Below are 22,938 nucleotides of genomic sequence, written 5' to 3'. Positions count from 1 at the left end.
ATAGCCGCCGTCAGCGTCGTCTTGCCGTGGTCAACGTGCCCAATCGTGCCGATGTTCACATGCGGCTTCGTACGCTCAAACTTTGCCTTTGCCATTGCCCTGGCGCCTCGTTCCTTCGGGGGCCCGCACAGGATGTCCCTGCGGCCCGGTTCAACATCGCGGGCGAGGTAGTCGGGTCGAAGGGAAAAATCAAGCGCATAACGCCACGAGGGCGGGCGCGCGCCCGAGGTCCCTCAAGGGATCGACGGCAGCAGGGGCGCGGGCGCAGTCACCGGCTCCGCCACGGGCCCTGCGGTCGGGCTCTCCACCACTTCCGCAACCACCGCGGGCTCGATGGTGGCGGCTTGGAACGGCGCGGCATCGGGATCGATGCTGAACCACTCGGGGTTGTCGAGCATCCAGCGCTGGACCTGCCGCGCGGCGTTGCGCGCCAAAACCTGCATCTGCTCCTCGCGGGTGCGCGCCAGACCAGACCCGATCACCGCCGTCTCGCTCGAGGCGCCCTCCATGACGAGGATCTGTTCGGGGTCGTCGTGCAGCTTTACACCGGCGGCATCGTCCCAGACATTGACCGACAGCACAAGGATCGACCGCGGGTTAAGCACCAGCGGCACGCCCGGAGGCGCCAGCGCGTAGCCATCGATGGCGATCCCGATGTGGTAAAGGCGATCGCCCTCGTAAGCACCGAAACGGCGGTCGATCTCTGAGGTCAGGATCGCCACCCATTCCTCGGACGTGGCGTCGCGCGAAGGGGGGATCTGCTGCATGCTGTCGGCCACCACGATGTTATGGCCCAGCCTGAAATCCCCCATGTTCGGCAATTCGTCCGTCAACGGGTCCGGCGCGGCGCAGCCGATCATGATCAGCGCCAGCGCCAGCGGAGCAAATCGGGTCGGGCGATCGAACATGCGCGTCTCCAGCATCGTGGCACGGTTGCCTTGAGATAGCGCAGGCAGGGCGGCGACGCAAACGCCCCCTTCTGGTGACGCGGCCGCGATGCCCTATCTGTGATTCGAGACGCAGGAGATCACGATGAAAGACATCCCCGCCCGAGACATCCGCCTGCCGGTCGCAGCCCGCCTGCCGCGAGCGCCGATGGGCGTGATCGACAGCTATTTGGCCGCGCGCGAAAACATCCTCGGCATCATTCCCGACGGCGCGCTGGACCTGCCCATGCTATCGGGCCGAACCGGGCCGCAACGCTGGCACATGGTGATGGGCCCCGCCGGCATCCGTCAGGTCCTGTTGGAACGGGTCGAGCATTACCCGAAATCCGAGGCGACCAAATCCATCCTGCGCCCTGCCATCGGCGAAAGCCTGTTCGTGGCCGAGGGCGATCACTGGCGCTGGCAGCGCCGCGCCGCCGCGCCCGCCTTTGCCGCCCGCAATGTCGAGGCGCTGACGCCCGTGATGACCCGCGCCGCCGAGGCCGCGGCCGACCGCATTGCCAAGGTGGCCGGGCGGCGCGCGATCAACGCGGTGGACGAAATGGTGGGGGCGACCTTCGACATCATCGCCGACATCACCCTCTCCGACCCCGACGGCATGGACCGCGCAGCGGTCGGGGCGTCGCTGGATGCCTATATCGACCGTGCCGCGCGTGTCAGCGTGCTGGACGTTCTGGGCGCGCCGGGCTGGATGCCGCGTCCGGGGCGACAGGCAGCCGTGCGGGATCTGGCGCAGATGCAAGGCGAAATGGATCGGGCCATCGTTCGACGGCAGGCCAGCGGCCCAAGTCTGGTGCCCGACCTCATGGACCTGCTGATGGGCGCACGCGACCCCGAAACCGGGCGCGAGATGACGCCAGCGGAACTGCGCGAGAACCTGCTGACCTTCATCGTGGCAGGCCATGAGACCACGGCCCTCACGCTCGCTTGGGCGCTCTATCTCTGCGCCTTCGACCAGAGCGAACAAGACAAGGCCAGGGCCGAGGCGCAGACCGTGCTCGGGCGCCGCGCGGCCACGGCCGCCGATGTGCCGCGCCTGACCGCCGTGCGCCACGTGGTCGAGGAGTCGCTTCGCCTCTACCCGCCGGGCGGCTTCCTGTCGCGCACGGCGCAAGCCCCTGACAGGCTGGCGGGCGCCACGATACGGCCCGGCGACACGGTGATGATCCCGGTCTATGCCGTGCATCGCCATCGCTTGCTCTGGGACGCGCCCGACGCTTTCCGCCCGGACCGCTGGCACGACCGCGGCGCCATCGACCGCTACCAATACCTGCCCTTCGGCGACGGGCCGCGCATCTGCATCGGCGCGCGCCTGGCGATGCAGGAAGCCGTGGTGATCCTCGCCACGTTGCTCGCGCGCTTCCGCTTCACCGCCATCCCCGGCCGCGATCCCCGCCCGGTGATGATCCTGACGCTCCGCCCCGAAGGCGGCGTCTGGCTGCAGGTGGAGCCGCTCTGACCGCACCCCCATTCTCTGTTTCGAAAATATCCTCGGGGGGAGGCGCCGCAGGCGCCGGGGGGCAGACAGCCCCCCTGCACGATCCGCCTCAGGTGAAACGGTTGTCGCGGGGGAATCCACGTGGGGCCATGCGCCCCGCACCGGCGCGCTTGGCTTGCCATTCGGCCAGATCGGCCTCGGTCCTTGTCCGGCCCGCCGGATCGCGCCACGTCAAACCATCGGCCAGACGGAAACTGCGCGCATCCGACAACCCGCCGTCCTTGTATTTCTGCAGCCGCACGCCCTTGCCACGGCCCATCTCGGGCAATTCGTCCATGGCAAAGACCAAGAGCTTGCGGTTGTCGCCCACCACGGCGATCGCGTCATCGGGGGCGGCCACACGCACGCAGACACGGGCCGTGACGCCATCGCCAAGGTTCAAGACCTGCTTGCCCGCGCGTGTCTGGGCCACGACATCGACCTCTGGCACAAGGAACCCGTCCCCGGCCGAGGACGCCACAAGCAACCGGCCCTCGGGGCGGTGGATGAACAGGTCCACGATCTCCGCCTCGTTGGGCAGGTCGACCATCAGGCGCAAAGGCTCGCCCAGACCCCGCCCGCCCGGCAGATTGGCCGCAGACAGGGTGTAGACCCGGCCCGCGCTGGAAAAGACCAGCAGCTTGTCGGTGGTCTCGGCATGGAACAGGAACCGCCCCTCGTCGCCGTCGCGGAATTTCATCTCGGTGGTCAGGTCGATGTGGCCCTTCATCGCCCGGATCCAGCCCATTTTCGAGCAGACGACCGTGATCGGTTCCCGCTCGATCATCGCCTCGATCGGCACCTCGGCCACCTCGCCCGCCTCCGAGAAGGTGGTCCGCCTTGCGCCGCCCTCGGCCTTGGCGCCGAACTTGGCGCGCACCTCGCGCAGCTCATCGGCGATGCGGGCCCATTGCAGCCCGCCCTCGGCCAGCAGATCCTCGAGCCCCGCGCGCTCTTCCATCAGCGCGTCGCGTTCGCGGATCAGTTCCATCTCTTCCAGCCGCCGCAAGGACCGCAGGCGCATGTTCAAGATCGCCTCGGCCTGAACCTCGGTCAGCTCGCCATCGCCCGGCGGCGGGGTCTTGTAGTCGCGCTCGGACGTGGCGCGGATGAAGTCCCGCCCCCAATCCTCGCGCATCAGCGCCGGTTTGGGCTCGTCATCGTAGCGGATGATGTCGATCACCCGGTCGAGGTTGAGGAAGGCGATGATGAAGCCTTCGAGCACCTCGAGTCTGTGGTCGATTTTTTCCATCCGGTGCTGCGAGCGGCGCAACAAGACGTCGCGGCGATGGTCGAGGAAGGCGCGCAACACTTCTTTCAGCGAACAGACCTTGGGCGTGCGCCCGTCGATCAGCACATTCATATTGAGCGAGAACCGCGTTTCCAGATCGGATTGGCGATACAGCGTCGCCATCAGAACCTCGGGATCGACGTTGCGCGCGCGCGGTTCCAGCACGATGCGGATGTCATCGGCGCTCTCGTCGCGCACATCGGCGAGGATCGGCACCTTCTTGGTCTGGATCAGTTCCGCCAGCCGCTCGATCAGCTTGGATTTCTGGACCTGATACGGGATCTCGGTCACGACGATCTGCCATGTTCCGCGGCCCTGATCCTCGATCTCCCAACGGGCGCGCAGGCGGAACGCGCCGCGTCCGGTGGCATAGGTTTCCACCATGCTCTCGCGCGGTTCCACGATGATGCCGCCGGTGGGGAAATCGGGGCCCTGAACGTAATTCAGCAGCGTCTCGTCGTGCGCATCGGGCGTCTTGATCAGATGCAGGCACGCGGCGATCAGCTCATCAAGGTTATGGGGCGGGATGTTCGTCGCCATGCCGACCGCGATGCCCGACGATCCGTTCGCCAGCAGGTTCGGCACGGCGGCGGGCAGAACCTCAGGTTCCTCGAGCGTGCCGTCGTAATTGGGGCGGAAATCGACCGCGTTCTCGTCAAGGCCCTGCATCAGTGCCTCGGCCACGGCGGTCATCCGCGCCTCGGTATAGCGCGCGGCGGCGGGGTTATCGCCATCGATGTTGCCGAAATTGCCCTGCCCGTCGACCAGCGGGTAGCGGATCACGAAATCCTGCGCCAGACGCGCCATGGCGTCGTAGATCGCGGCATCGCCGTGGGGATGGTAGTTGCCCATCACATCGCCCGAGATCTTGGCGGATTTGCGGAACCCCCCGTTCGAGGCAAGGCGCAGCTCGCGCATGGCGTAGAGGATGCGACGGTGGACCGGTTTCAGCCCGTCGCGCGCATCGGGCAGCGCGCGGTGCATGATCGTGGACAGCGCATATTGCAGGTAGCGCGCACCGATGGCCCGGGCCAAAGGCTCGGAGGTCTGGCGGGCGTCGCCCCCCTTATCTTGTGTGTCATCCTGCTCAGCCATCTAGCGGTCGTGATACGCCAGCGGACCTTGCCCGTCCAGCGGCGAAAACGAAGCGTTTGCGGGAATCCGGAGTCGGCGAATCGGCGACAAGGTGCTTATAAGCACGGCAGTCCGGGGGGATTTGTGTAAGCCTATGTTGCGTTTGACCCTGATGCTTGGCGCGGCGCTCTACGCCGCAATGGTGATATTACCCGACAGGCTGCCGGGCGATCCGTTCCTCGGTGCCGAGGTCGCACGCGCCTCGCTCGCCGTTGACGTGCTGGTGCCCATACGCGCGCAAACACAAGACATTCTGCTGACGCAAGACGGACGTACGCTCGTGATTTCCGCGGTGATCGAACCGTCCTTGACCCTTGACGCAACGCATGGCGTTGCCATGGTCTCCACCCGCCGTGCCGACCGCCCGGAAACGGTGGTCGCCTCGTCCTCGGGCGGGCTGCCGGAACGTGACCTTGTCGAGATCACCGGGAACCACGTCAACCTGCGCGCCGGGCCCTCGACCGACACAGCGGTTCTGGGCGCTCTGGTGCGGGGGGATCGGGCGGAACTGATTGCGGCCTCGGGGGACGGCTGGGTGCAGATCCGGGCCGTGTCCACCGGCACGATCGGCTACATGGCCGACCGGTTCGTCAGCCCGGTGAACTGACCCCGTTCATCAGGCATGGTTGCCTGCAACCGCGCCCTGCCCTAGGCAGGCGCGAAGACTTGTGGGGTGGTGTCATGGCGCGGACGGTTCTCATCACGGGGTGCTCCTCGGGCATCGGGCGGGCCGCGGCCGACGGGCTGCGCGCGCGCAGCTGGACCGTCATCGCCAGCGCCCGCAAACCTTCGGATGTCGCGCAGTTGAAGGCGGATGGTTTCGCCGCCGTCCGCATCGACCACCACGACAGCGCCAGCATCGCGGATGGCTTCGCACAGGCCATAGATCTGGCGGGCGGGCGTCTGGACGCGCTCTTTAACAATGGCGGTCACGGCATGCCGGGCGCCGCCGAGGATCTGCCGCGTGGGGCGCTGGAGGAGGTGTTTTCCTCAAATGTCTTCGGCGTTCACGAAGTAACGACCCACGCCATCCGCCATATGCGCAGCCATGGCGCGGGCCGGATCGTGCAGCATTCCTCGGTCGTGGGCTTCACGCCGCTGCGCTGGCGGGCGGCCTATGTGGCGACCAAGCATGCTCTCGAGGGTCTGACCAACACGATGCGGATCGAGCTGCGCGGCACCGGCATCCATGTCTCAATCCTGAACACTGGGCCCGTGACATCGGGGTTCCGCGACAATTCCATGGCGCAGTTCGACCGCTGGATCGACGCCGACGCCTCGCCCCATGCCGAGTTCTACCGGGTGAAATGGACCGCGCGCCGCGAGGCAGGGCGTGACACCTTCGAGCTTGGCCCCGAGGCGGTGGTGCGCAAGCTGGTGCATGCGCTGGAAAGCCCCCGCCCGCGCCGCCGTTACTACATCACCACGCCCGCCTATGTCGCCGCGGGGCTGACCCGCATCCTGCCGGGCGCGGCGCAGGACTGGATCGTATCGCGCCTCTAGCCTTTTGGGGTCCGGGCGCTACGCTATCCACCTCGACAAACGAAGGGACAGACATCTTGGAAGACCCGCTTCTGATCATCGCGCTGGTGGCCTGCCTTGTGGTGCTCGTTATCTTGCTGCTGGGCATCAACGCCTTCCGCAAGGGCGGGACGGAGGGCGCGAAAGAATCCAACAAATTCATGCGCTGGCGTCTGATCGCCCAGTTCGCGGCCGTGGTCTTGATCATGGTCTTCGTCTGGGTGCGCGGCCAGTCGGGGGGCTAAGACCATGGTTGTGCTGAACAAGATCTACACCCGCACGGGCGATGCAGGTGAAACGGCACTGGGCGACGGCAGCCGGGTCGGCAAGCATTCCGCCCGTGTCGCGGCCTACGGGACCGTCGACGAACTCAACGCAATGCTGGGCGTGGCCCGCCTGCACGCGACGGGCGAGATGGCCGAACAGCTCAAGGCGATCCAGAACGACCTGTTCGATCTGGGCGCGGACCTGTGCACGCCCAACATGGAAAAGGACGACGAACGCCCCTACCCCAGCTTGCGCATCATCACCGCCCAGATCGACCGGCTGGAGCGTGAGATCGACGCCATGAACGCCAAGCTGGAGCCGCTGCGCAGCTTCATCCTGCCCGGAGGCTCGCCGCTGTCGGCGCATCTGCACGTCTGCCGGACTGTCGCGCGCCGGGCCGAGCGGTTGAGCGTGGAACTGGGCACGGTGGAATCGATCAATGCCGAGGGGGTGAAATACCTCAACCGGCTGTCGGACTGGTTCTTTGTGGCGGGCCGGATCGCCAACAACGACGGCAAGGATGACGTGTTGTGGGTTCCGGGGGCGAACCGCTGAGGGTCGGATGGTCGGGCGCGGGTCACCGCGCCTTGACCGCCGTGCCGGGCGCCGATCGCAACAGCTTTGTGACATCGCATTGAGTGGCACTCAAATAACTTGATGTTATAGCCTGCTTGCCCATATCCCTTTCCAGATCGAAGGGAGACACCATGACCCAGGCAGCCATGGCCGAGACCAAGAAGACCGCAAAGACCGACAAGCGCATTTCCCATCACGGGCGGCGCATCCGCCATGCACGGCTGATGAAGGGCTACACGCTCCGACAATTGGCAGAGGTGGTGGAATGTTCCGAAAGCATGATTTCCAAGCTCGAGAACAGCCGCCTCTCGCCCTCGCTGGCGATGCTGCACCGGCTGGCCGACGCGTTGGACACCACCGTGCCCGACCTGCTGATCCTTGACCGCGACCCCGAGGATGGCACCGCCGTGACCCTGTTCCCGGCCGACCGCTTCCTCAAGATGCCCGCCCAGCCCGATGACGACACCCGCATGGTCTGGTTCGACCGCGTGCTGCCCTTCGACAAGACGGGCCTGTTGCAGGTCAACCTGCTGCACCTGTCGCCGGGTGCCGAACAGCCCCGTTTCCTGCAACACGAGGGCGAGGAATTCATCTTTGTCCTCGACGGCACGCTGGACGTGATCGTGCAGGACCAGACGCATCCGGTGACCGCAGGGGGCGGCATCCATTTCTCGTCCATGCTCGATCACCGTTACGCCAATACCGGCACCGAGATGGTGCGCGCGCTTTGGGTCAACACGCCGCCGACGATGTGACCTCCGCATCGCGGATCGCCTGCCAGATCGCGGCGGGCGTGGCAGGCATGTCGACATGGCCGATCCCCAAGGGCGCCAGTGCATCCGCGATGGCCGAGGCGAGGGCTGGCAGCGCGCCGACCGTCCCCGCCTCGCCAGCGCCCTTGGTGCCCAAGGCGTTCGAGGTCGTCGGCGCAGGCATCGCGGCCACGTCGATGAAGGGCAAGTCGCTTGCCCGCGGCATCGCGTAATCCATGAAGGACCCGCTCAGCAATTGGCCGCTGCCGGGATCAAAGACGATCGCCTCCATCAACGCCTGCCCCGCCCCTTGCGCCACGCCGCCATGCAACTGCCCATGGGCGAGCAACGGGTTGATGACGCGCCCGATATCCTCGACGGCCAGATAGCGGGATAGGATCAGCGCGCCGGTCTCGGGGTCGATCTCCACCTCGGCGATATGGGCGCCATTGGGGTAGCTGGGGCCCTTCGTCGCCTCCCATCGCTCGGCCTCGATGGTCAGGTCTTCCGCCGTCAGCAAGGCCTCCAGCGTCACGGCGCGATTGGTGCCCGGCACGCGAAAGGTGCCGTCGGCAAAAGTGATGTCGAGCGCCGCCGCCTCCAGATGACGGGCGGCGTGCACGCGCAGCTGGTCGATAGCGTCACCGCAGGCATGCCACAGCGCCGACCCCGCCGCCCCAATGCTGCGCGAACCAAAGGTGCCGGTGGCGCGCGCCACCAGATCGGTATCGCCCGCGATCAGGCGGATGTGGTCCATCCCGATCCCCAGCGCCTCGGCGGCGATCTGGGCAAAGGCGGTGCCATGCCCCTGCCCGGCGTCGCCGGTGCCAAGCCGCAAGGTGCAGCCCTCGGCCGTCAACGTCACAGCGGCATATTCCGGCATCGGCGTCATCGCGGGGCCGCCCGCGATCTCGATCGTGCAGGCCAGACCGATCCCGCGCAGACGGCCCCGCGCCGCAGCCTCGGCACGGCGCGCGGCAAAGCCCGCCCAGTCACCGGCGGCCAGCGCACGATCCAGCACGGCGGGAAAATCGCCGCTGTCATAGGTATAGCCCAAGGCCGTGCGGTGCGGAAGTTCCTCGGCGCGCAGCATGTTGCGCCGTCTGAGATCGACCCGGTCGATCCCGATCTCGCGCGCGGCGATGTCGATCATCCGCTCGATCACATAGGCCGCTTCGGGCCGCCCCGCGCCCCGGTAGGCGGCGACCGTCTGGGTGTTGAGGTGGACCCCCTCGACCGTCGCGTGGATCGCGGGCAGGCGATAGACCCCGGCAACCGACGGCAGGTTGTTGAAACTCGACATCAACGAGGATGGTCCGGCAAAGGCGCCGATCCCGGCCGTCACGGCGACCGACAGGCCGACAAACCGCCCCGCGGCGTCCAGACCCAGCGTGGCTTCGACGATCTGGTCGCGCGCCTGCGGATCGGCCAGAAACGCCTCGGACCGCGTCTCGACCCAGCGCACGGGGCGGCCGGTCAGGCGCGCGGCCAAGAGGACCGGCGCGAACTCCGGCATTGCCCCGTTGCGCATGCCAAAGGACCCGCCGCAGAGCACTGAGCGGACCCGCAACGCCCCCTCGGGCAGACCCATCAGCGCCCGCATCCCGTCGCCCAAGCGGTGCGCGGCCTGCGTGCCAAGGCTGAGCGTGTAGCGTCCGCTACTTTCATCCCATTCGCCAAGTGCGCCGCGCGGCTCCATCGGCGCGGCGGTGACACGGCTGATCGACAGCCGCCGCGTGATGCGGTGCGCGGCGCCCGACAGCGCAGCCTCCGTGGCGGCGGCATCGCCCATCTCGACCCGGAAGATCCTGTTCCCCGTGGCGCTGTCCCAGACGGCGGGGCCATCCCCGGCTTGCGCCAGATCGGCCATGACCGGGCGATCCTCGATATCAAGGATCACCGCCTCCAGCGCGTCCTGTGCCGCAGCGGCTGTCTCGGCCACGATTGCAAGGATAGGCTGGCCGACATGGTGGACAGCATCTTGTGCAAGAACGGGAAAGGTCGGCGCGTGGACCGGCCCGCGCGCCAGATGGGCGGGCAGCGCGGGCGCGGGTAACGCAGCAATCCCCGCACCCGCCAGCGTCGCGGCATCGATAACCGCCAGAACACCCGGCATGGCCGCCACACCCGAGGCATCGAGCCGCATGATCCGCCCCGCCGCCACCGGGCTGCGCAGGAACACAAGATGGGCCATGCCCTCAGGTGCCAGATCACCGGCATAGCGCCCCGCCCCGCGCAAGAGCGTGTCATCCTCGAACCGGGGAAGGGCGCGGCCGATCACGCTCATTCGGCGGCGTTCCGCGCCCCGGCCATGCTCGTCAGATGGCCCACGACCTCATCCACCGCCATCACGTCGGCGTATTTGTGGTGGAGGTCAAAGAGGTTCATCTTGTGGATCATCTCGTGCCGGTCGAAACAGCATTCCTCGACCAAGGAGACATGCAGGCCGGTCGAATAGGCATCCACACAACTGGCACGCACACAGCCCGAGGTGCTTTCGCCGCAGACGATGACGCTGTTCACGCCAAGGATGTTCAGGTGCGATACCAGCGGCGTGCCCGCAAAGATGCTGGCGCGCTGCTTGGGGATAAGGATGTCGCCGGGTTTCGGCGCAAACTCGTGATAGATCTCGAAGTCGCTCGGGTCGCGCTTGACGCCTTTGCGATGGGTCGCGCCCACGCGCCTTGGCGCCGATTGCGGGGCGGTATCGCCGAAACAGTAGAAGATCGGAATCCCCGCCGCCCGCGCTGCGGCGATCAGACGCTTGGTCGGCGCAATGGCGTTGTGGGCGTAGATCCCGCAACTGGACGGATAGCTGTCCTGCAACTCCAGCGGCGGCTTGGCCCCGCCTTGGTAGGCGAGGTTGTAGAGGTCGATCAGCAAGAGTGCCGGGTTCGGCCCCACGGTGGTTTCGCGCTTGTAGGGCTCGTAGATCTTGAGCAGATCCTCGGGCACGATGTCTTTCCAGGCGTGATCTTCGAAACGGTCGGGGGTCATGGCAGTCTCCGTCAGGGTTGGGGTTGAGGGTCAGGGAAGCAAGGCGAGCATCCCCTGTGCGAGGAGGCCCGAGGCCAGCGGCAGCAGAAGGCTCGCCACCAGCCGCAGCGCGGCAAAGCGCCAGCCCATGATCGGCGCCTCGTAGGCCAGCACGCGGTGGAGCGCGAAGACCGACCAGCCGGTGATCAGAGCCACGATCTGCGGCAGGCCCGCGCCGCCCTGCAAGATCACCAGCGCGATGGGAAAGGATGTCATCGGCCCGCCGGGCAAGAGCCCGCCCATGACCGAGGCGATCAAGATGCCAGAGACGCCCGATTGCGGCCCGATATAGGGCACCAACGCATCGACGGGCAGAACTTGCATAAGAAAGGACGCGGCCAGAATGGCCAAGGGCAGCCGGATCGCCAGCGCACGCCCCTGCTGGAACCCCATTTCGCCCGCGGCGACCAGACCCGGCCGGCCTTGCTTGCGGAACACCATGACGGCCAAGGCCGCGACGATGGTCCAGATGATAAGGGCTGCGACGATCATTCCGCGGGCGCCTTGCGCATGGTGAAGATAGGCAGGCGCACCAGCGCCCGCGCGATCAGCCCCGCCACGATGGGCAGCGGCAGACAGGCAAGCGTGCGGATCAGGGTGAATTCCGCACCCATCAACGGCAGTTCCCAGACGATCAGCCGGTTCAGCCCGATCAGCGCCCAGGCGGTCAGATAGGCGATCAATGCGCCCGCATCCGCCCCCGCGACCCAGAGCGCGTGGACAATGGGAAAGGAGGTGAACGGCCCGCCCGGCGTGATCGCCCCCGCGGCCGAGGCCAGGATCAACCCCCGCATCCCCGATTGCGCGCCCAGAAGGGCGGCCACCTTTTCACGACCCACCAGCCGCGAGATCAGTCCGCCCATCAGAAGGCCCGCCGCCAGTTGTGGCAGCACGATCATCAACAGCCAGCCGGCTTCGGCAAAGCCCGCGCCGACAAGGGGAAGGCCGCCCTGCCACCAGCAAAAGCCGCCGCCCACGATGGCGAGGGCAAGAAACACAAGATCGGATTTGGTTAGGTTCACGCGGGGGCTCCGTCAGAGCGGCGAGAGGAAAGCGGGGTCAGCCCGGGCGCGTGGGGATGCGCGCCCGGGTCCCGGTTCACTCGGCCGCCGTCGCCGTCATCCCGGCGCCCGAGGGAAGATCGAACATGCCTTGCGACAAGGTGTTGAGATGGTCGACCACCTCGTCGCTTGGCAAGACGTTGGCATATTTCGCGTGCATGTCGCAAAGGTTGATCGCATGGCTCGCCTGCGCGCGGTCGAAACAGCCGTCCTCGACCACCGTCACGCGGAAGTTGAGCGAGAAGGCATCGAGCACGGTGGCCCGCACACATCCCGATGTCGTGGTGCCGGTCACGATCACGCTGTCGCAGCCCAGAAGCTGCAGGTAGCTGTGCAGCGGCGTGCCCGCAAAGCCCGAGGGCTTTTGCTTGTGCACGACAAGGTCACGCGGCCCCGGCGCGATGGCATCCACGATCTCGTTGCCGTCGCGCCCGTCGCTGGTCACGATCTTGGCCTTGGCCTCTTCCTTGCGGCGGCTGTTCTTCCAGCTCCACGATCCGCTGTCCCAGTTGTCGGCGCGGCGCGTGCCGGTGGTGTAGATCACCGGGATGCCCTTGCCGCGGCAGGTCTGGATCAGCTTTTGCAAGACCGGCATTGCCTCCCACGCGTCCTCGCCGCACGACGTGCGCCATTTCTTGATCGACTCGAGGATGGGCATCGGCCCCTCGTCGCAAAACGCGTAGTTCACGTCGATGATCAGCAGCGCGGGGCGCTGGCCCCAATCTGCGGTCGCGCCGAAACCGGAGGCGGCGAACACCTCCTTGTCGCGGTCGGTGAGGAATTCGTCCCAGATGCGGTCAGTCATGGCAGGTCTCCTTTGGTCGGGGTTGCAGGTTCAGGTCAGGGCGGGGCGCGCCCGGCGATGGGCGGCAAGGAACAGAACGGCCAATACCGCCACGAGACCGACGTTCAGCGCCATGCCACCCGACTGGCCGATGCCGGTCAGGTCGATGGCAAGGCCGAAGGACACCGGCCCGACAAGGTAGCCAAGATCGCCGGCAAAACGCATCGCACCCATGGCGGGGCCGTGCAGCTCGGGGGCAGTGATCTCGACGGCATAGGCCGCGATGGCGGGTCCGCTGATGCCGGTGGCCAGTCCCATGGCGACCATCGCCACCATCAGCCATCCCATCGTGCCCGCCAGAACAATGGCGGCAAGACAGGCTGCCGTCGCCAGCAAGGATGCCGTGATCAGCGTCACGCGCGGCACCCGCTCGATCAGCCAAGCCGCGAAGGGCAACACCGCGAGCGTGCCAAGCGCCGAGAGCGTGATGGCCAGCCCGATCTGGTCCGGCCCGGCCGCGAAACGTTCTTGTGCAAGAAGTGGCAGGATCTGCCATTGCCCGACCGTGCGCGTCAGAAAGACGCCAAGGTTGATCGCCAGCACGCTCAGGAACGGGATCGACAGGAACAGCGCGGCGGGCATGTGGTGGCCATGGCCAGCCGCCGCACCGCGCGGCGCATCGCGGAAGAACAGCGCCGCGATCACCGCTGTAGCCAGACCGATGACGGCCCCTGCCAGAAACGGCCCGGATGCACCCATGGCCGCCGCAGCCCAGCCGCCCAGAACCGGACCAAACGAGGCTCCAACCAACATGGCGCCTTGAAACAGCGCCATCAGCTTGCCTCGGTTGCGCCGGTCGCTCATGCGCGCGACGTAGATCGTCGCCGCCGTCATGTAGAGACCCGACCCCACCCCTTGCACCAGACGCCCCGTCAGGATCGTGGGATAATCCACCGCCAGCCCACCGATCAGCCCGCCGATCCCGCACAGCGCCGGTCCACCCCACAAAAGGACGCGCAGCCCGATCCGGTCGGCCAGAAACCCGGCCGGCAGATCGGCCGCCAGACGCCCCACGGCAAACATCGTGATCATCAACCCGATCTGCCAGCCCGGCACGCCGAACCCCTGCGCATGGGTCGCCATCACCGGCGTCAGCATCCCGAAAAGCGCCATATGCCCCGCCACGGTCACAAGGATCAGCCCAAAGGCCGGCGTGTCGCGCAGCAAGTCGGACCAGCGCGCATGGGCGCGCTCGGGCAAGGGGGTGTGCAGCGTCATTCCGCGGGCTCATCGGCGACGGCCACCGGCCCAGGCACAAGGCTGCGATGGGCGAATACGGCAAAGCCCGCGACGGTCGCCACCAGCAATACGCCCGCGCTATAGAAGGCCGCCGTCAGCCCGAAGATGCCACCAACAAAGCCAAAGGTCAGCGGGCTCAGGATCTGCGAAAAGCGGTTGGACAAGAGCCGCAGGCCCATCAGCTTGCCGCGCTGCCCCTCGCCCACCGCATCCACCATCACCATGATGCTGATCGGCAAGTTGACCCCAACCGCACCCCCCAGAACGGCGGCCAAGATCAGCATCGTGACGGGTGACACGACCGCCAGCGGCGTCAGCACCACGCAAACCGCCGACACCAACCCAGCGCCCATCAGGATCGTTTCCACCCGATAGTATTTCGTCAGAAGCGTCAGCCCGTAGCGCGACACCATCGCGGCCAGCCCCTTGAGCGAGATCGTGACCGCGATCAACATGGTCGAGAAGCCGTTTTCGTTCAGATAAAGCGGCAGGAAACTCATGTAGAGCGCCTGAATGAACATGATTAGAAAGGTCGCGGTCAGGCCAAATTGAACCGGCCGCAGATGCGCCAAATCGAACCCCGAACGGTAGCTGCCCGTCACGCCCTTGAGACTGAAGACATCGGCGGCGCGGATCTCGACCTCATCGGCCTTGGGGTGCGGATAGACACGCGCCACACCGGCGAGCACAAGCATGAACACGCCTGTCGCCCCCGTGGAGGCCAGAAAGGCCAGATGGTAGCCATCGACCGGCACGGCTTGGGTCGAAGCAATGGCGCCCCCGATCAGCGGGCCCATCATGCCGCCCGCCGACATCCACATCGCATAGCGCTTGATCGCCTCGTTCCGGCTGTCGCGGTTGCCCTTGGCGACCAGCACCTGAAAGGCCGAGGCCATGATGACGATACAGGCCCCCAACAGCACCTGCGACAAGGCCAGCAGCGCCAGACCCTCGGCAAAGACCATGCAGGCCAGCGCCGAAAGCAGCAGCCAAGACCCCCATTGCAGCATCCGCACGGGGCCAAGGCTGTCGATCAACTGCCCCGCCGGCATGGCGATGAAGATCGGCAGCAGCGCCTTAAGCGTCACCATCGCGCCGATGGCAAAAGTGGTGGCCCCCAGTTCCGCCGCGTAGAGCGAGAAGAACGGATTGGCGAGCCCGGTTATGGTGAAGAATACGCAGCCGCCGAAGATGCCGAACAGCGCGAAACGGTCACTTTTCATGGCGTGACCTTGCCCTGTTTCACTTGGCATAATGGCAGGCGGCCTCCTGGGACTGACGGTATTTCTTGAGCCTTGGCTTGTCCGTCCGGCACATCGCGGTCGCCATCGGGCAGCGCGAGGCGAATGCGCAACCTACCGGCAGGTCGAGCGGGCTGGGCAGATCGCCGCGCAACGGCGCGTTGGTGCGCGCGGCCTCCAGCCTCGGATCGGGGATGGGCACCGCGTCGATCAGCGCGCGGGTGTAGGGGTGCATCGGGCGGTCGAACACATCTTCGGCGGGGCCATATTCCACCACCTCGCCCAGATACATCACCGCGATCCGGTCCGAGATGTAGCGCACCGTCAGCAAGTCGTGGGAGATGAAGACAAAGCTGATCCCCAGATCGGCCTTGAGATCGGCCAGCAGGTTGATGATCTGCGCCCGCACCGACACATCGAGCGCCGATGTCGGCTCATCCGCCACCACGACGGACGGGTTCAGCGCCAGCGCGCGGGCAATCGCCACGCGTTGGCGCTGGCCGCCCGACAGCTGGCTGGGGTAGCGGACCAGATGCGCGGGTTCCAGCCCGACCTGCGTGATCAGCTGTTCGATCCGCGCGGCGCGCGAGGCGCGGTCACCCCAGTTCTGTACCGCAAGCGGTTCCTCGATGATCCGGGCGATGGTCATCTTGGGGTTGAAGGACGAAAACGGGTCTTGAAACACCATCTGCGCCAGCCCGTCGATGAAGATCTCGCCCGAGGTAGGCTGATCCAACCCCAGCAGCAGACGCGCCACCGTGCTTTTGCCGCAGCCGCTTTCGCCCACGATGCCCAGCGTCTCGCCCTTGCGCACCCGCAGCGACACGCCGTTGACCGCCCGCACCGCGCGGCGGTTGCGCGCCAGAAACCCGCGACCCTCGAAATGCTTTACAAGATTGTTGATCTCGACCGTCACCCGCGTGTCGTCCAGCGGGGCCGCCACCCGGCGGCGCGGCTCCAGCGCCTGTGGCGCGGCGCGCAATCCCCCTTCCACCCAGCAAGCCGCCGCCAGATCGCCCGCGCGTGCGGTCAATTCCGGCGCCTCGAGGGCGCAGCGTGCCGTGGCCACTGCGCAGCGGGCCCGAAACGCGCAGCCCTCGGGCTTGTGGCGCATGTCGGGCGGGATGCCGGGGATCTGCGGCAACCGCGTGTCCTTGGTGGCATCGACACTAGGGATCGTGCGCAACAGGCTCTGGGTATAGGGGTGCTGGGGCGCGGCAAAGATTGCGTCCACAGGGCCGAATTCCACGATCCGGCCTGCATACATCACCGCCACCTTGTGCGCGAACCGCGCCACCAGCCCAAGGTCATGGGTGATGAACATCATCGCCGCCCCGGCCTCGGCTGTCAGGTCCTTCAGCATCTCGACGATCTGCGCCTGAATGGTGACATCCAGCGCGGTTGTCGGCTCATCTGCGATGACCAGACGCGGGCGGCACGACAACGCCATGGCGATCATCACCCGCTGACGCATGCCGCCCGACATCTCGAACGGATAGGCATCGATGCGCCCCTCGGGGTCGGGAATTCCCACCTTGTCGAGCCAGCGGATCGCCTCGGCCCGCGCGGCCTCACGCGAGAGGCCGAGGTTGCGCATGATCGGTTCCACCATCTGGCGGCTGACCTTCATCACCGGGTCAAGCGACGACATCGGGTCCTGAAACACCGTGCCCACCTCGCGCCCCCGGATCGCATTCAGCGCGCGTTCCGACAGGCTTGCCAGATCCCGCCCATCGAGCAAAACCTGCCCCCCCGCCACACGGCCGGGATGGGCCAGCAACCGCAACAGCGACATGGCCATTGCGCTTTTGCCGGATCCGCTTTCGCCCACGATGGCGACGCGCTCACCTTTTTCGATGGTGAAGGACACGCCGTCCACGGCGGTGACAGTGCCCGCCCGGGTGTCGAATTCGGTCCGCAGGCCGCGCACCTCCAGCAATGTGGGGGCAAGGTCGGACTGGTAGGTCATCGCGGGTCTCCTTGCGGGGATTGCGGGCAGGGACAGGTCATTTGCGGGCACGGGGGTCGAGTTCCTCGCGCGCACCGTCCGACAGGAAGTGCAGCGCAAAGGCGATCAGCAAGATCACCACGCCGGGCAGGGTCGAGATCCACCACGCTTCCTGCAGATAGGTCTGCCCGTCGCGGATGATGTTGCCCAAGGACGGCGCGGGCGGCATGATGCCCAAGCCCAGAAAGCTCAGGCTCGCCTCGACGAGGATGGCATTGGCCGAAGCGATGGAGCCTGCGACCAGCATCGGCGCCACGGTGTTGGGGATGATATGGCGGGTCATCATCCAGCCCTTCGATGCGCGCACCGTGCGTGCCGCATCAATGAAGGGGCGCGAGCGCAGGCTCAGAACCTGACTGCGTTGCAGCCGGATGAAACGCGGCACGTCCGCCATGGCGATGGCCGCGATCACCGGGATCAGACCCGTGCCCACGATGGCGACCAGCCCGATAGCCAAGAGGAGCGACGGAAAGGCAAGGAAGATGTCCACCACCGTCATCACGACGCGGTCGATCAACCCGCCAAAGAACCCGGCCAATGTCCCAAGGATCATGCCCGCGATCAGCGCGATGGTTGCCACACTGAAACCCACCAGCAACGACACCTTCACCCCCGCCAGCGTGCGCGCCAGCACATCGCGCCCCATCCGGTCGGTGCCGAACGGGTGGTCGATCGACGGCGGTTGCATGATGGCGCGCAGGTTCGTCTCGAGCGGCGCCTGAAGTGGCAGAAGCGGCGCGAGTGCCGTCAGCGCAAGGATCGGCACGAGGATCATCAGTGCCACCTGAACCTTGCGGTTGGCCCAAAGCCCTTCTGTGGGCAGGGCCAGCGCGGGCGGGCGAGGGCGGCGGGCGGCGGTATCGACGGTTTCGTTGGCCATGTCCTGCTCTCCGGGTCAGAAGCTGACGCGCGGATCGAGCGCGCGATAGACAAGATCGGTGATGAAGTTGATCGAGACGAAAAGCAGCGCGTAGAACACGATCAGCGTCTGGACCAATTGGTAATCGCGGCTGTTGATCCCGTTGATCAGAAGGTTGCCGATGCCGGGGATGGTAAAGATGAATTCCACGATCACGGTCCCGTTCAGCAGGTTGCCGAAGCTCAGCCCGATGACGGTCGCAATCGGCAGCGCCGCGTTCTTGAGCGCGTGGCGGAACAGCACGCGAAACTCCGACCAGCCCATCGCGCGGGCGGTGCGCACGTAATCCTCGGACAGGATTTCCAGCACCGAGGTGCGCGTGATCCGCGCCATCGTGGCGATCTGCGTGACCGACAGCACCAGAACCGGCAGCGCGATGCGCGACAGGAACATGGCCGGATCATCCAGCGTCACCATTCCAGACGCCGGAAACCAGCCCAGCGTCAGCGAGAACAAAAGCAAGAACACCAGCGCCGTCCAGAAGGACGGCATCAGGTCGACCAGCATGGCAAAGCCCGTCAGCAGGTTGTCGAGCCGCGTCCGCCCCTTGTGCGCCATATAGGCCGCGACCGTCCCCAACGGGATCGAGATGACCACGGTCAACAAAATGGTCAGCAACGCGATGGACAGCGTTACCGGGATCGCGTTGCCGATCATCTCGGCGATCGGCAGGCGGGTGGTTATGGTCTGGCCCAGATCAAGCATGACCAGATCGCGCAGGTAGCCGAAATATTGCGACATCAAAGGCTCGTTGAGACCCATCTGTTCGCGCATCAGGTCCAGCGCCTCGCCCGAGATGGTGTCGCCGGCCATGGCCGATGCCGCGTCCCCCGGGATCAGTCGGAGGGTGAAGAACACCAGCGTGACGACACCGAACACGGTGATGAAAAGCTGGGCGGACTTCTTGATTGCGTAATCGATCATGGCCGGTTTCCTCTTTCGTGATCAGGCGACGGTCATGTCGACGTCGTAGAAATTGACCTGCGCAAGATAGTTGATGTGCACGCCCGTGACGGTCGACTTGCCCGGCCAGAACACGTTGTTGGCGTAGCTCGGCACGTAGGGCAGCTCGGTCATCACGATCTGCTGGATCTCTTCATAGAGAGCCATGCGTTCCGTGGGATCGACCGCCGCGCGGGCGGCATGCAGCAACTCGGTCACACGCGGGTTGTTGTAGCGCGCGCCGTTCAACCCGCCCGGCACCGTATTGTCGGGGTGCAGGTAGCTGAACAAGATCAGGTCGGGATCGACGGCGGGCAACAGGCGCGTGGCCATCTGGAATTCGCCGGCATTGCGCCGCTGGTTGAAGGTGGGGGTGTCCACCAGCTCCATCTGCATGTCGAGACCGACCTGAGACAGGAAATCGATCTCGAATTGCTGCAACTCGGTCACGCCCTGCGCCGAGGTTCCAAGGTGCCGGAACGAGAAACCGCCGCTGTAGCCGGCCTCGGCCAACAGCGCGCGGGCCCGGTCGGGGTCATAGGGATAGGTCGGGATGTTCTCGGAATAGACCGGCATCCACGGCAGCAGGATCGAATTCGTCGCCTGGCTGAGCGAGGGCGAGATCGCGCCGGTGATCGCCTCGTAGTCGATGGCGTGAAAGATCGCCTGACGCACCCTGACATCCGCGAAGGGTTCGAACTCGGGGTTCAGCACCTTGAGGGCCACCGCGTAATCCATCACCGAATTCATCGTGAACCCTTCGGCGCGCAGCGTGGTCAGATTCTCCTCACGGTTGGCGCGCATGACCAGATCGACCTCGCCATTGCGCAGCGCGATGGTCGATGTGGCCTCGTCCTTGATGATGTTGAACACAATGGTCTCGATCGGCGCGGCGCCCCGGAAATACCCCTCGTGCCGCTTGAGCACGATCCGCGAGGTCACATCGATCATGTCGAGGTAATAGGGCCCAGTGCCCACCGGCTGCCAGCGCACCTGATCGCCCGCTTCCTCGATGGCGCGGCGACTCACGATCTGGCCCTGGTGGTAGTTGGCGACCGTGTGCAGGAACCCGCCATTGGGCGCATCCAGTTCGATCACGACCGTGTAGGGATCGGGCGCTTCCATCGTGACGATGCTGGCCAGCGTGCTGCGGTATGGCGAAGCGGTCGCTTCATCAAGGATGCGGTTGTAGCTGTAGATCACGTCTTCCGACGTCATCTCGCCAAAGCCCTTCTGGAACTGCACGCCTTCGCGCAGCCGGAAGGTCCATGTCTTGTTGTCGGGCGTTTCCCAAGATGTCGCCAAATCGGGAATGATCTCGCCGGTCTGGCCGTCATAGCTGGTCAGGCCGCTGAAGATGTTGAAGGCGATGTTCTCGTTCTCGATGCGGAAGATGTTGGCGGGGTCAAATCCCGCCGGGTCATCGTAGAAACGCACGGTCAGGGTCTTGGACCCGTCGGATTGGGCAAGAGCGGTCTTTGGCAGGGCAAGGCCCGCGGCCATCAGGCCCGCGAATTGCCGCCGGTTCATCGTGAACATGGGGTTGATCTCCTTGTGGACAGGCAGGGGACTGGCAGGATCATCAAGAAACTGGCCGCCCCGGGGGCAGGGCGGCCATGGGAACGGCCTACCCGGCCTTGCGCTGGAGCGGCGGTTCCGCAACATCGGCGCCCTGTTCGCCCAGATACGCCTTTGCCATTTCGAGCGACACGACATCGGAATACTTCTGGTGCATGTCGTAGAGGTTCATGAAATGGCTGGCCTCGGTGCGGTCAAAGACGCATTCCGACACCACGCCGACCCGGTAGCGATGCGTGGCCGCATCCACGACCGAGGCGCGCACGCAACCCGATGTCGTCTCGCCGCACATGATGAGCGTGTCGACGCCGAGGCTGTTGAGATGGAAATGCAGCGGCGTGCCCTGAAAGCCCGAGGGCGCGGTTTTCTCGATCACCACCTCACCGGCGATGGGGGCGACCTCGGCCACGATCTCAGTCCCCTTCTGCTGCATCTCGGCCGACAGCTTGGACGGCCCGCGCTTGCGGTGGACCCAAGGCTTGATGCCCGATTGCAGACCCTTGACGTGCACGACCGGCACGCCGTTCGCCCGCGCCACGGCCAGCAGTTCGGCGGTCTTGTCCACCGCCTTCCAGCCCTCCAGCCCTGTCGAGGACGGCCACATCTTCATCGATTCGAAGATCGGCTGCCGTTCCAGACCAAGGACGCTGTAATAGATGTCGATCAAAACGAGCGCGGGCTTGTCGCCGAAGCCGAACAGCTCCTTCTTGCCCCACATCTTGTCATGTTCGCGGTCACGCTCGCTGAGATAGGGTTCCCAGCCATATTCGGTCATCATGGGACGTCTCCACTTCCTGTCAAAGCCAGGCGCGGGGTGCGGTCAGCGGGGGGCTGGCCGGGGACGCGTCGGCGGATGGATCTGACGCCGCACCGGCGCCGGGCTTTGCGGGCGGGCCATCGGAAACTCCGCAGGATTGGCCCCCGCATGACGAGGAAGCCAAGGGGATTGAAAATCAGTCAAGTTACTTGACTTTTGGTAAGGATGTTTTCACAGATCGCCCAAAATCGCGCCGACAATCGGGCGCCGCTGCAAGAGCGATGGGCGCGATGACTCCGGCAGGCGCGCATTGAGGCATACGGACAGCGTGACCGGCACGGTCCATGACAAGCACCGATTCCCTCCGGCACGCGGCGGGGTTCCATGATTGGGACTATGGGAGGGCCTTGCGGCCTGCGTTTCAGAACCCGGACGGAAAGGCCGGGTGCCGGTTCACATCCTTGTAGAGCAGGTAGCGGAACCGCCCCGGCCCACCGGCGTAGCAGGCCTGCGGGCAAAACGCGCGCAGCCACATGAAATCACCCGCCTCCACCTCGACCCAGTCGCGGTTCAGGCGATAGACCGCCTTGCCCTCCAGCACATAAAGCCCGTGCTCCATCACATGCGTCTCGGCGAAGGGGATGCAGGCGCCCGGTTCAAACGTCACCACGTTCACATGCATGTCGTAGCGCACATCGGCCGGATCGATGAACCGCGTCGTGGCCCAGCGCCCGTCGGTGCCGGGCATGGCGGAGGGCGCGATATCGGCCTCGTTGGCGAAGATCGGATCTGGGCGGTCCAGCCCTTCGACCCCCTGAAACCGCTTGCGGACCCAGTGAAACAGCACCGGAGTGGCGCCCGGGTTGCGGATGGTCCAGTGGCTTTCCGCCGGCAGATAGGCGAAACCGCCCGGCGTCAGCGGGTGATCTTGCCCGTCCAGCATCACCGTCACGCTGCCCTGCACCACGAACAGCGCGCCCTGCACACCCGCATCGGGTTCAGGCCGGTCAGACCCGCCACCCGGTGCAATCTCGACGATGGATTGCGCGAAGGTTTCGGCAAACCCCGTCATCGGCCGCGCCAGAACCCAGGCCCGCGTGCCATTCCAGAACGGAAAGACGCTGGTCACGATGTCGCGCATCACGCCCTTGGGGATCACCGCATAGGCCTCGGTGAACACGGCGCGGTCGGTCATCACCTGCGTCTGCGGCGGGTGACCGCCAAGGGCGGCGTAATAGCTGGCGGGGGGCTTGGTCATCTGTTCGCTCATCCATGGGTCCGGGGGCGCATCATGCCATGCGCGCTGTCGATCTTGCACGGTGGCACGGGCGGGGCAATCGCCCGCGCG

The 22,938-nt window shown here is 65.9% G+C and carries 22 protein-coding genes; 6 read left to right on the top strand and 16 right to left on the bottom strand.

Going from position 1 to position 22,938, the window contains the following annotated elements; genetic code table 11:
- Nucleotides 1-95, bottom strand: a 95-nt coding sequence (locus C7455_RS12440) for a GTP-binding protein (protein WP_023878051.1), incomplete at its 3' end; no start/stop codon positions are given.
- A gap of 138 nt (nt 96-233) precedes the next feature.
- Nucleotides 234-908, bottom strand: a complete 675-nt coding sequence (locus tag C7455_RS12435) for a hypothetical protein (RefSeq protein ID WP_146199996.1) — start codon at nt 906-908, stop codon at nt 234-236.
- A 124-nt stretch (nt 909-1,032) separates the two neighbouring features.
- Here C7455_RS12435 and C7455_RS12430 point away from each other — a divergent pair, with 124 nt between their 5' ends.
- Nucleotides 1,033-2,406 carry a cytochrome P450 gene (locus C7455_RS12430; RefSeq protein WP_245904318.1) on the top strand — a complete coding sequence of 458 codons (1,374 nt, stop codon included), beginning with the start codon at nt 1,033-1,035 and terminating at the stop codon, nt 2,404-2,406.
- Nucleotides 2,407-2,494: 88 nt separating this feature from the next.
- On the opposite strand, the gene parC is transcribed toward C7455_RS12430, so the two are convergent.
- The gene (gene parC, locus C7455_RS12425; protein ID WP_109668652.1) at nt 2,495-4,810 is read right to left on the bottom strand and encodes a DNA topoisomerase IV subunit A; all 2,316 of its coding nucleotides are present in this window, start codon (nt 4,808-4,810) and stop codon (nt 2,495-2,497) included.
- A gap of 133 nt (nt 4,811-4,943) precedes the next feature.
- On the opposite strand from parC, the gene C7455_RS12420 reads away from it, so the two are divergent.
- The 5 genes from C7455_RS12420 (at nt 4,944) to C7455_RS12400 (ending at nt 7,968) form a co-directional block, all read left to right on the top strand.
- The gene (locus C7455_RS12420; RefSeq protein ID WP_109668650.1) at nt 4,944-5,456 is read left to right on the top strand and encodes an SH3 domain-containing protein; all 513 of its coding nucleotides are present in this window, start codon (nt 4,944-4,946) and stop codon (nt 5,454-5,456) included.
- A gap of 74 nt (nt 5,457-5,530) precedes the next feature.
- Entirely contained in the window at nt 5,531-6,352 is an 822-nt protein-coding gene (locus tag C7455_RS12415) for an SDR family NAD(P)-dependent oxidoreductase (protein ID WP_109668649.1), read from the top strand.
- Nucleotides 6,353-6,408: 56 nt separating this feature from the next.
- On the top strand, nt 6,409-6,615 hold the full coding sequence (locus C7455_RS12410; RefSeq protein ID WP_425450641.1) for a twin transmembrane helix small protein: 207 nt from the start codon (nt 6,409-6,411) through the stop codon (nt 6,613-6,615).
- Between the two features lie 4 nt (nt 6,616-6,619).
- Nucleotides 6,620-7,192: a cob(I)yrinic acid a,c-diamide adenosyltransferase gene (locus tag C7455_RS12405; RefSeq protein ID WP_109668645.1), complete on the top strand. Its 573-nt coding sequence runs from the start codon at nt 6,620-6,622 to the stop codon at nt 7,190-7,192.
- Nucleotides 7,193-7,344: 152 nt separating this feature from the next.
- The gene (locus C7455_RS12400; protein ID WP_109668643.1) at nt 7,345-7,968 is read left to right on the top strand and encodes a helix-turn-helix domain-containing protein; all 624 of its coding nucleotides are present in this window, start codon (nt 7,345-7,347) and stop codon (nt 7,966-7,968) included.
- Here C7455_RS12400 and C7455_RS12395 read toward each other — a convergent pair.
- The 13 genes from C7455_RS12395 to C7455_RS12335 all read right to left on the bottom strand — a co-directional run bounded on the left by C7455_RS12395 (nt 7,946) and on the right by C7455_RS12335 (nt 22,848).
- Entirely contained in the window at nt 7,946-10,252 is a 2,307-nt protein-coding gene (locus tag C7455_RS12395) for a xanthine dehydrogenase family protein molybdopterin-binding subunit (protein ID WP_109668641.1), read from the bottom strand. The genes C7455_RS12400 and C7455_RS12395 overlap by 23 nt on opposite strands.
- Nucleotides 10,249-10,962 carry an isochorismatase family protein gene (locus tag C7455_RS12390; protein ID WP_109668639.1) on the bottom strand — a complete coding sequence of 238 codons (714 nt, stop codon included), beginning with the start codon at nt 10,960-10,962 and terminating at the stop codon, nt 10,249-10,251. The genes C7455_RS12395 and C7455_RS12390 overlap by 4 nt, the downstream gene beginning before the upstream one ends.
- Before the next feature lie 30 nt (nt 10,963-10,992).
- Entirely contained in the window at nt 10,993-11,493 is a 501-nt protein-coding gene (locus C7455_RS12385; RefSeq protein ID WP_109668637.1) for a hypothetical protein, read from the bottom strand.
- The gene (locus tag C7455_RS12380; protein WP_109668636.1) at nt 11,490-12,023 is read right to left on the bottom strand and encodes a permease; all 534 of its coding nucleotides are present in this window, start codon (nt 12,021-12,023) and stop codon (nt 11,490-11,492) included. The genes C7455_RS12385 and C7455_RS12380 overlap by 4 nt, the downstream gene beginning before the upstream one ends.
- Nucleotides 12,024-12,099: 76 nt before the next feature.
- On the bottom strand, nt 12,100-12,867 hold the full coding sequence (locus C7455_RS12375) for a cysteine hydrolase family protein (RefSeq protein WP_109668634.1): 768 nt from the start codon (nt 12,865-12,867) through the stop codon (nt 12,100-12,102).
- A 30-nt stretch (nt 12,868-12,897) separates the two neighbouring features.
- Nucleotides 12,898-14,124 (bottom strand): MFS transporter, encoded by a 1,227-nt coding sequence (locus C7455_RS12370; protein ID WP_109668632.1) that lies wholly within the window; start codon nt 14,122-14,124, stop codon nt 12,898-12,900.
- Nucleotides 14,121-15,368 carry an MFS transporter gene (locus C7455_RS12365; protein ID WP_170119070.1) on the bottom strand — a complete coding sequence of 416 codons (1,248 nt, stop codon included), beginning with the start codon at nt 15,366-15,368 and terminating at the stop codon, nt 14,121-14,123. Before C7455_RS12365 ends, C7455_RS12370 begins: the two co-directional genes overlap by 4 nt.
- A 19-nt stretch (nt 15,369-15,387) precedes the next feature.
- Nucleotides 15,388-17,355: an ABC transporter ATP-binding protein gene (locus C7455_RS12360; RefSeq protein WP_109668628.1), complete on the bottom strand. Its 1,968-nt coding sequence runs from the start codon at nt 17,353-17,355 to the stop codon at nt 15,388-15,390.
- A 37-nt stretch (nt 17,356-17,392) separates the two neighbouring features.
- Nucleotides 17,393-18,274: an ABC transporter permease gene (locus tag C7455_RS12355; protein WP_109668626.1), complete on the bottom strand. Its 882-nt coding sequence runs from the start codon at nt 18,272-18,274 to the stop codon at nt 17,393-17,395.
- Between the two features lie 15 nt (nt 18,275-18,289).
- Entirely contained in the window at nt 18,290-19,237 is a 948-nt protein-coding gene (locus tag C7455_RS12350; RefSeq protein WP_109668624.1) for an ABC transporter permease, read from the bottom strand.
- Between the two features lie 21 nt (nt 19,238-19,258).
- The gene (locus C7455_RS12345) at nt 19,259-20,794 is read right to left on the bottom strand and encodes an ABC transporter substrate-binding protein (protein ID WP_170119069.1); all 1,536 of its coding nucleotides are present in this window, start codon (nt 20,792-20,794) and stop codon (nt 19,259-19,261) included.
- An 88-nt stretch (nt 20,795-20,882) separates the two neighbouring features.
- Nucleotides 20,883-21,611, bottom strand: coding sequence for an isochorismatase family protein (locus tag C7455_RS12340; RefSeq protein WP_109668620.1), 729 nt, complete (start codon nt 21,609-21,611; stop codon nt 20,883-20,885).
- 400 nt (nt 21,612-22,011) lie between these two features.
- A complete protein-coding gene (locus C7455_RS12335) occupies nt 22,012-22,848 on the bottom strand; it encodes a bifunctional allantoicase/(S)-ureidoglycine aminohydrolase (protein ID WP_109668707.1) in 837 nt (278 codons plus the stop codon).
- Nucleotides 22,849-22,938: the final 90 nt, after the last annotated feature.

Origin of the sequence: Roseicyclus mahoneyensis, from assembly GCF_003148775.1 — a bacterium.
Classification (GTDB): Bacteria; Pseudomonadota; Alphaproteobacteria; order Rhodobacterales; family Rhodobacteraceae; genus Roseicyclus; species Roseicyclus mahoneyensis.
This window is presented reverse-complemented; position numbering and strand designations above follow the sequence as displayed.

Coding starts and splice junctions, on each gene's coding strand:
- C7455_RS12435 (WP_146199996.1), bottom strand. CDS start 908: ATGTTCGATCGCCCGACCCGATTTGCTCCGCTGGCGCTGGCGCTGATC.
- C7455_RS12430 (WP_245904318.1), top strand. CDS start 1,033: ATGAAAGACATCCCCGCCCGAGACATCCGCCTGCCGGTCGCAGCCCGC.
- parC (WP_109668652.1), bottom strand. CDS start 4,810: ATGGCTGAGCAGGATGACACACAAGATAAGGGGGGCGACGCCCGCCAG.
- C7455_RS12420 (WP_109668650.1), top strand. CDS start 4,944: ATGTTGCGTTTGACCCTGATGCTTGGCGCGGCGCTCTACGCCGCAATG.
- C7455_RS12415 (WP_109668649.1), top strand. CDS start 5,531: ATGGCGCGGACGGTTCTCATCACGGGGTGCTCCTCGGGCATCGGGCGG.
- C7455_RS12405 (WP_109668645.1), top strand. CDS start 6,620: ATGGTTGTGCTGAACAAGATCTACACCCGCACGGGCGATGCAGGTGAA.
- C7455_RS12400 (WP_109668643.1), top strand. CDS start 7,345: ATGACCCAGGCAGCCATGGCCGAGACCAAGAAGACCGCAAAGACCGAC.
- C7455_RS12395 (WP_109668641.1), bottom strand. CDS start 10,252: ATGAGCGTGATCGGCCGCGCCCTTCCCCGGTTCGAGGATGACACGCTC.
- C7455_RS12390 (WP_109668639.1), bottom strand. CDS start 10,962: ATGACCCCCGACCGTTTCGAAGATCACGCCTGGAAAGACATCGTGCCC.
- C7455_RS12385 (WP_109668637.1), bottom strand. CDS start 11,493: ATGATCGTCGCAGCCCTTATCATCTGGACCATCGTCGCGGCCTTGGCC.
- C7455_RS12375 (WP_109668634.1), bottom strand. CDS start 12,867: ATGACTGACCGCATCTGGGACGAATTCCTCACCGACCGCGACAAGGAG.
- C7455_RS12370 (WP_109668632.1), bottom strand. CDS start 14,124: ATGACGCTGCACACCCCCTTGCCCGAGCGCGCCCATGCGCGCTGGTCC.
- C7455_RS12365 (WP_170119070.1), bottom strand. CDS start 15,368: ATGAAAAGTGACCGTTTCGCGCTGTTCGGCATCTTCGGCGGCTGCGTA.
- C7455_RS12360 (WP_109668628.1), bottom strand. CDS start 17,355: ATGACCTACCAGTCCGACCTTGCCCCCACATTGCTGGAGGTGCGCGGC.
- C7455_RS12355 (WP_109668626.1), bottom strand. CDS start 18,274: ATGGCCAACGAAACCGTCGATACCGCCGCCCGCCGCCCTCGCCCGCCC.
- C7455_RS12350 (WP_109668624.1), bottom strand. CDS start 19,237: ATGATCGATTACGCAATCAAGAAGTCCGCCCAGCTTTTCATCACCGTG.
- C7455_RS12345 (WP_170119069.1), bottom strand. CDS start 20,794: ATGTTCACGATGAACCGGCGGCAATTCGCGGGCCTGATGGCCGCGGGC.
- C7455_RS12340 (WP_109668620.1), bottom strand. CDS start 21,611: ATGATGACCGAATATGGCTGGGAACCCTATCTCAGCGAGCGTGACCGC.
- C7455_RS12335 (WP_109668707.1), bottom strand. CDS start 22,848: ATGACCAAGCCCCCCGCCAGCTATTACGCCGCCCTTGGCGGTCACCCG.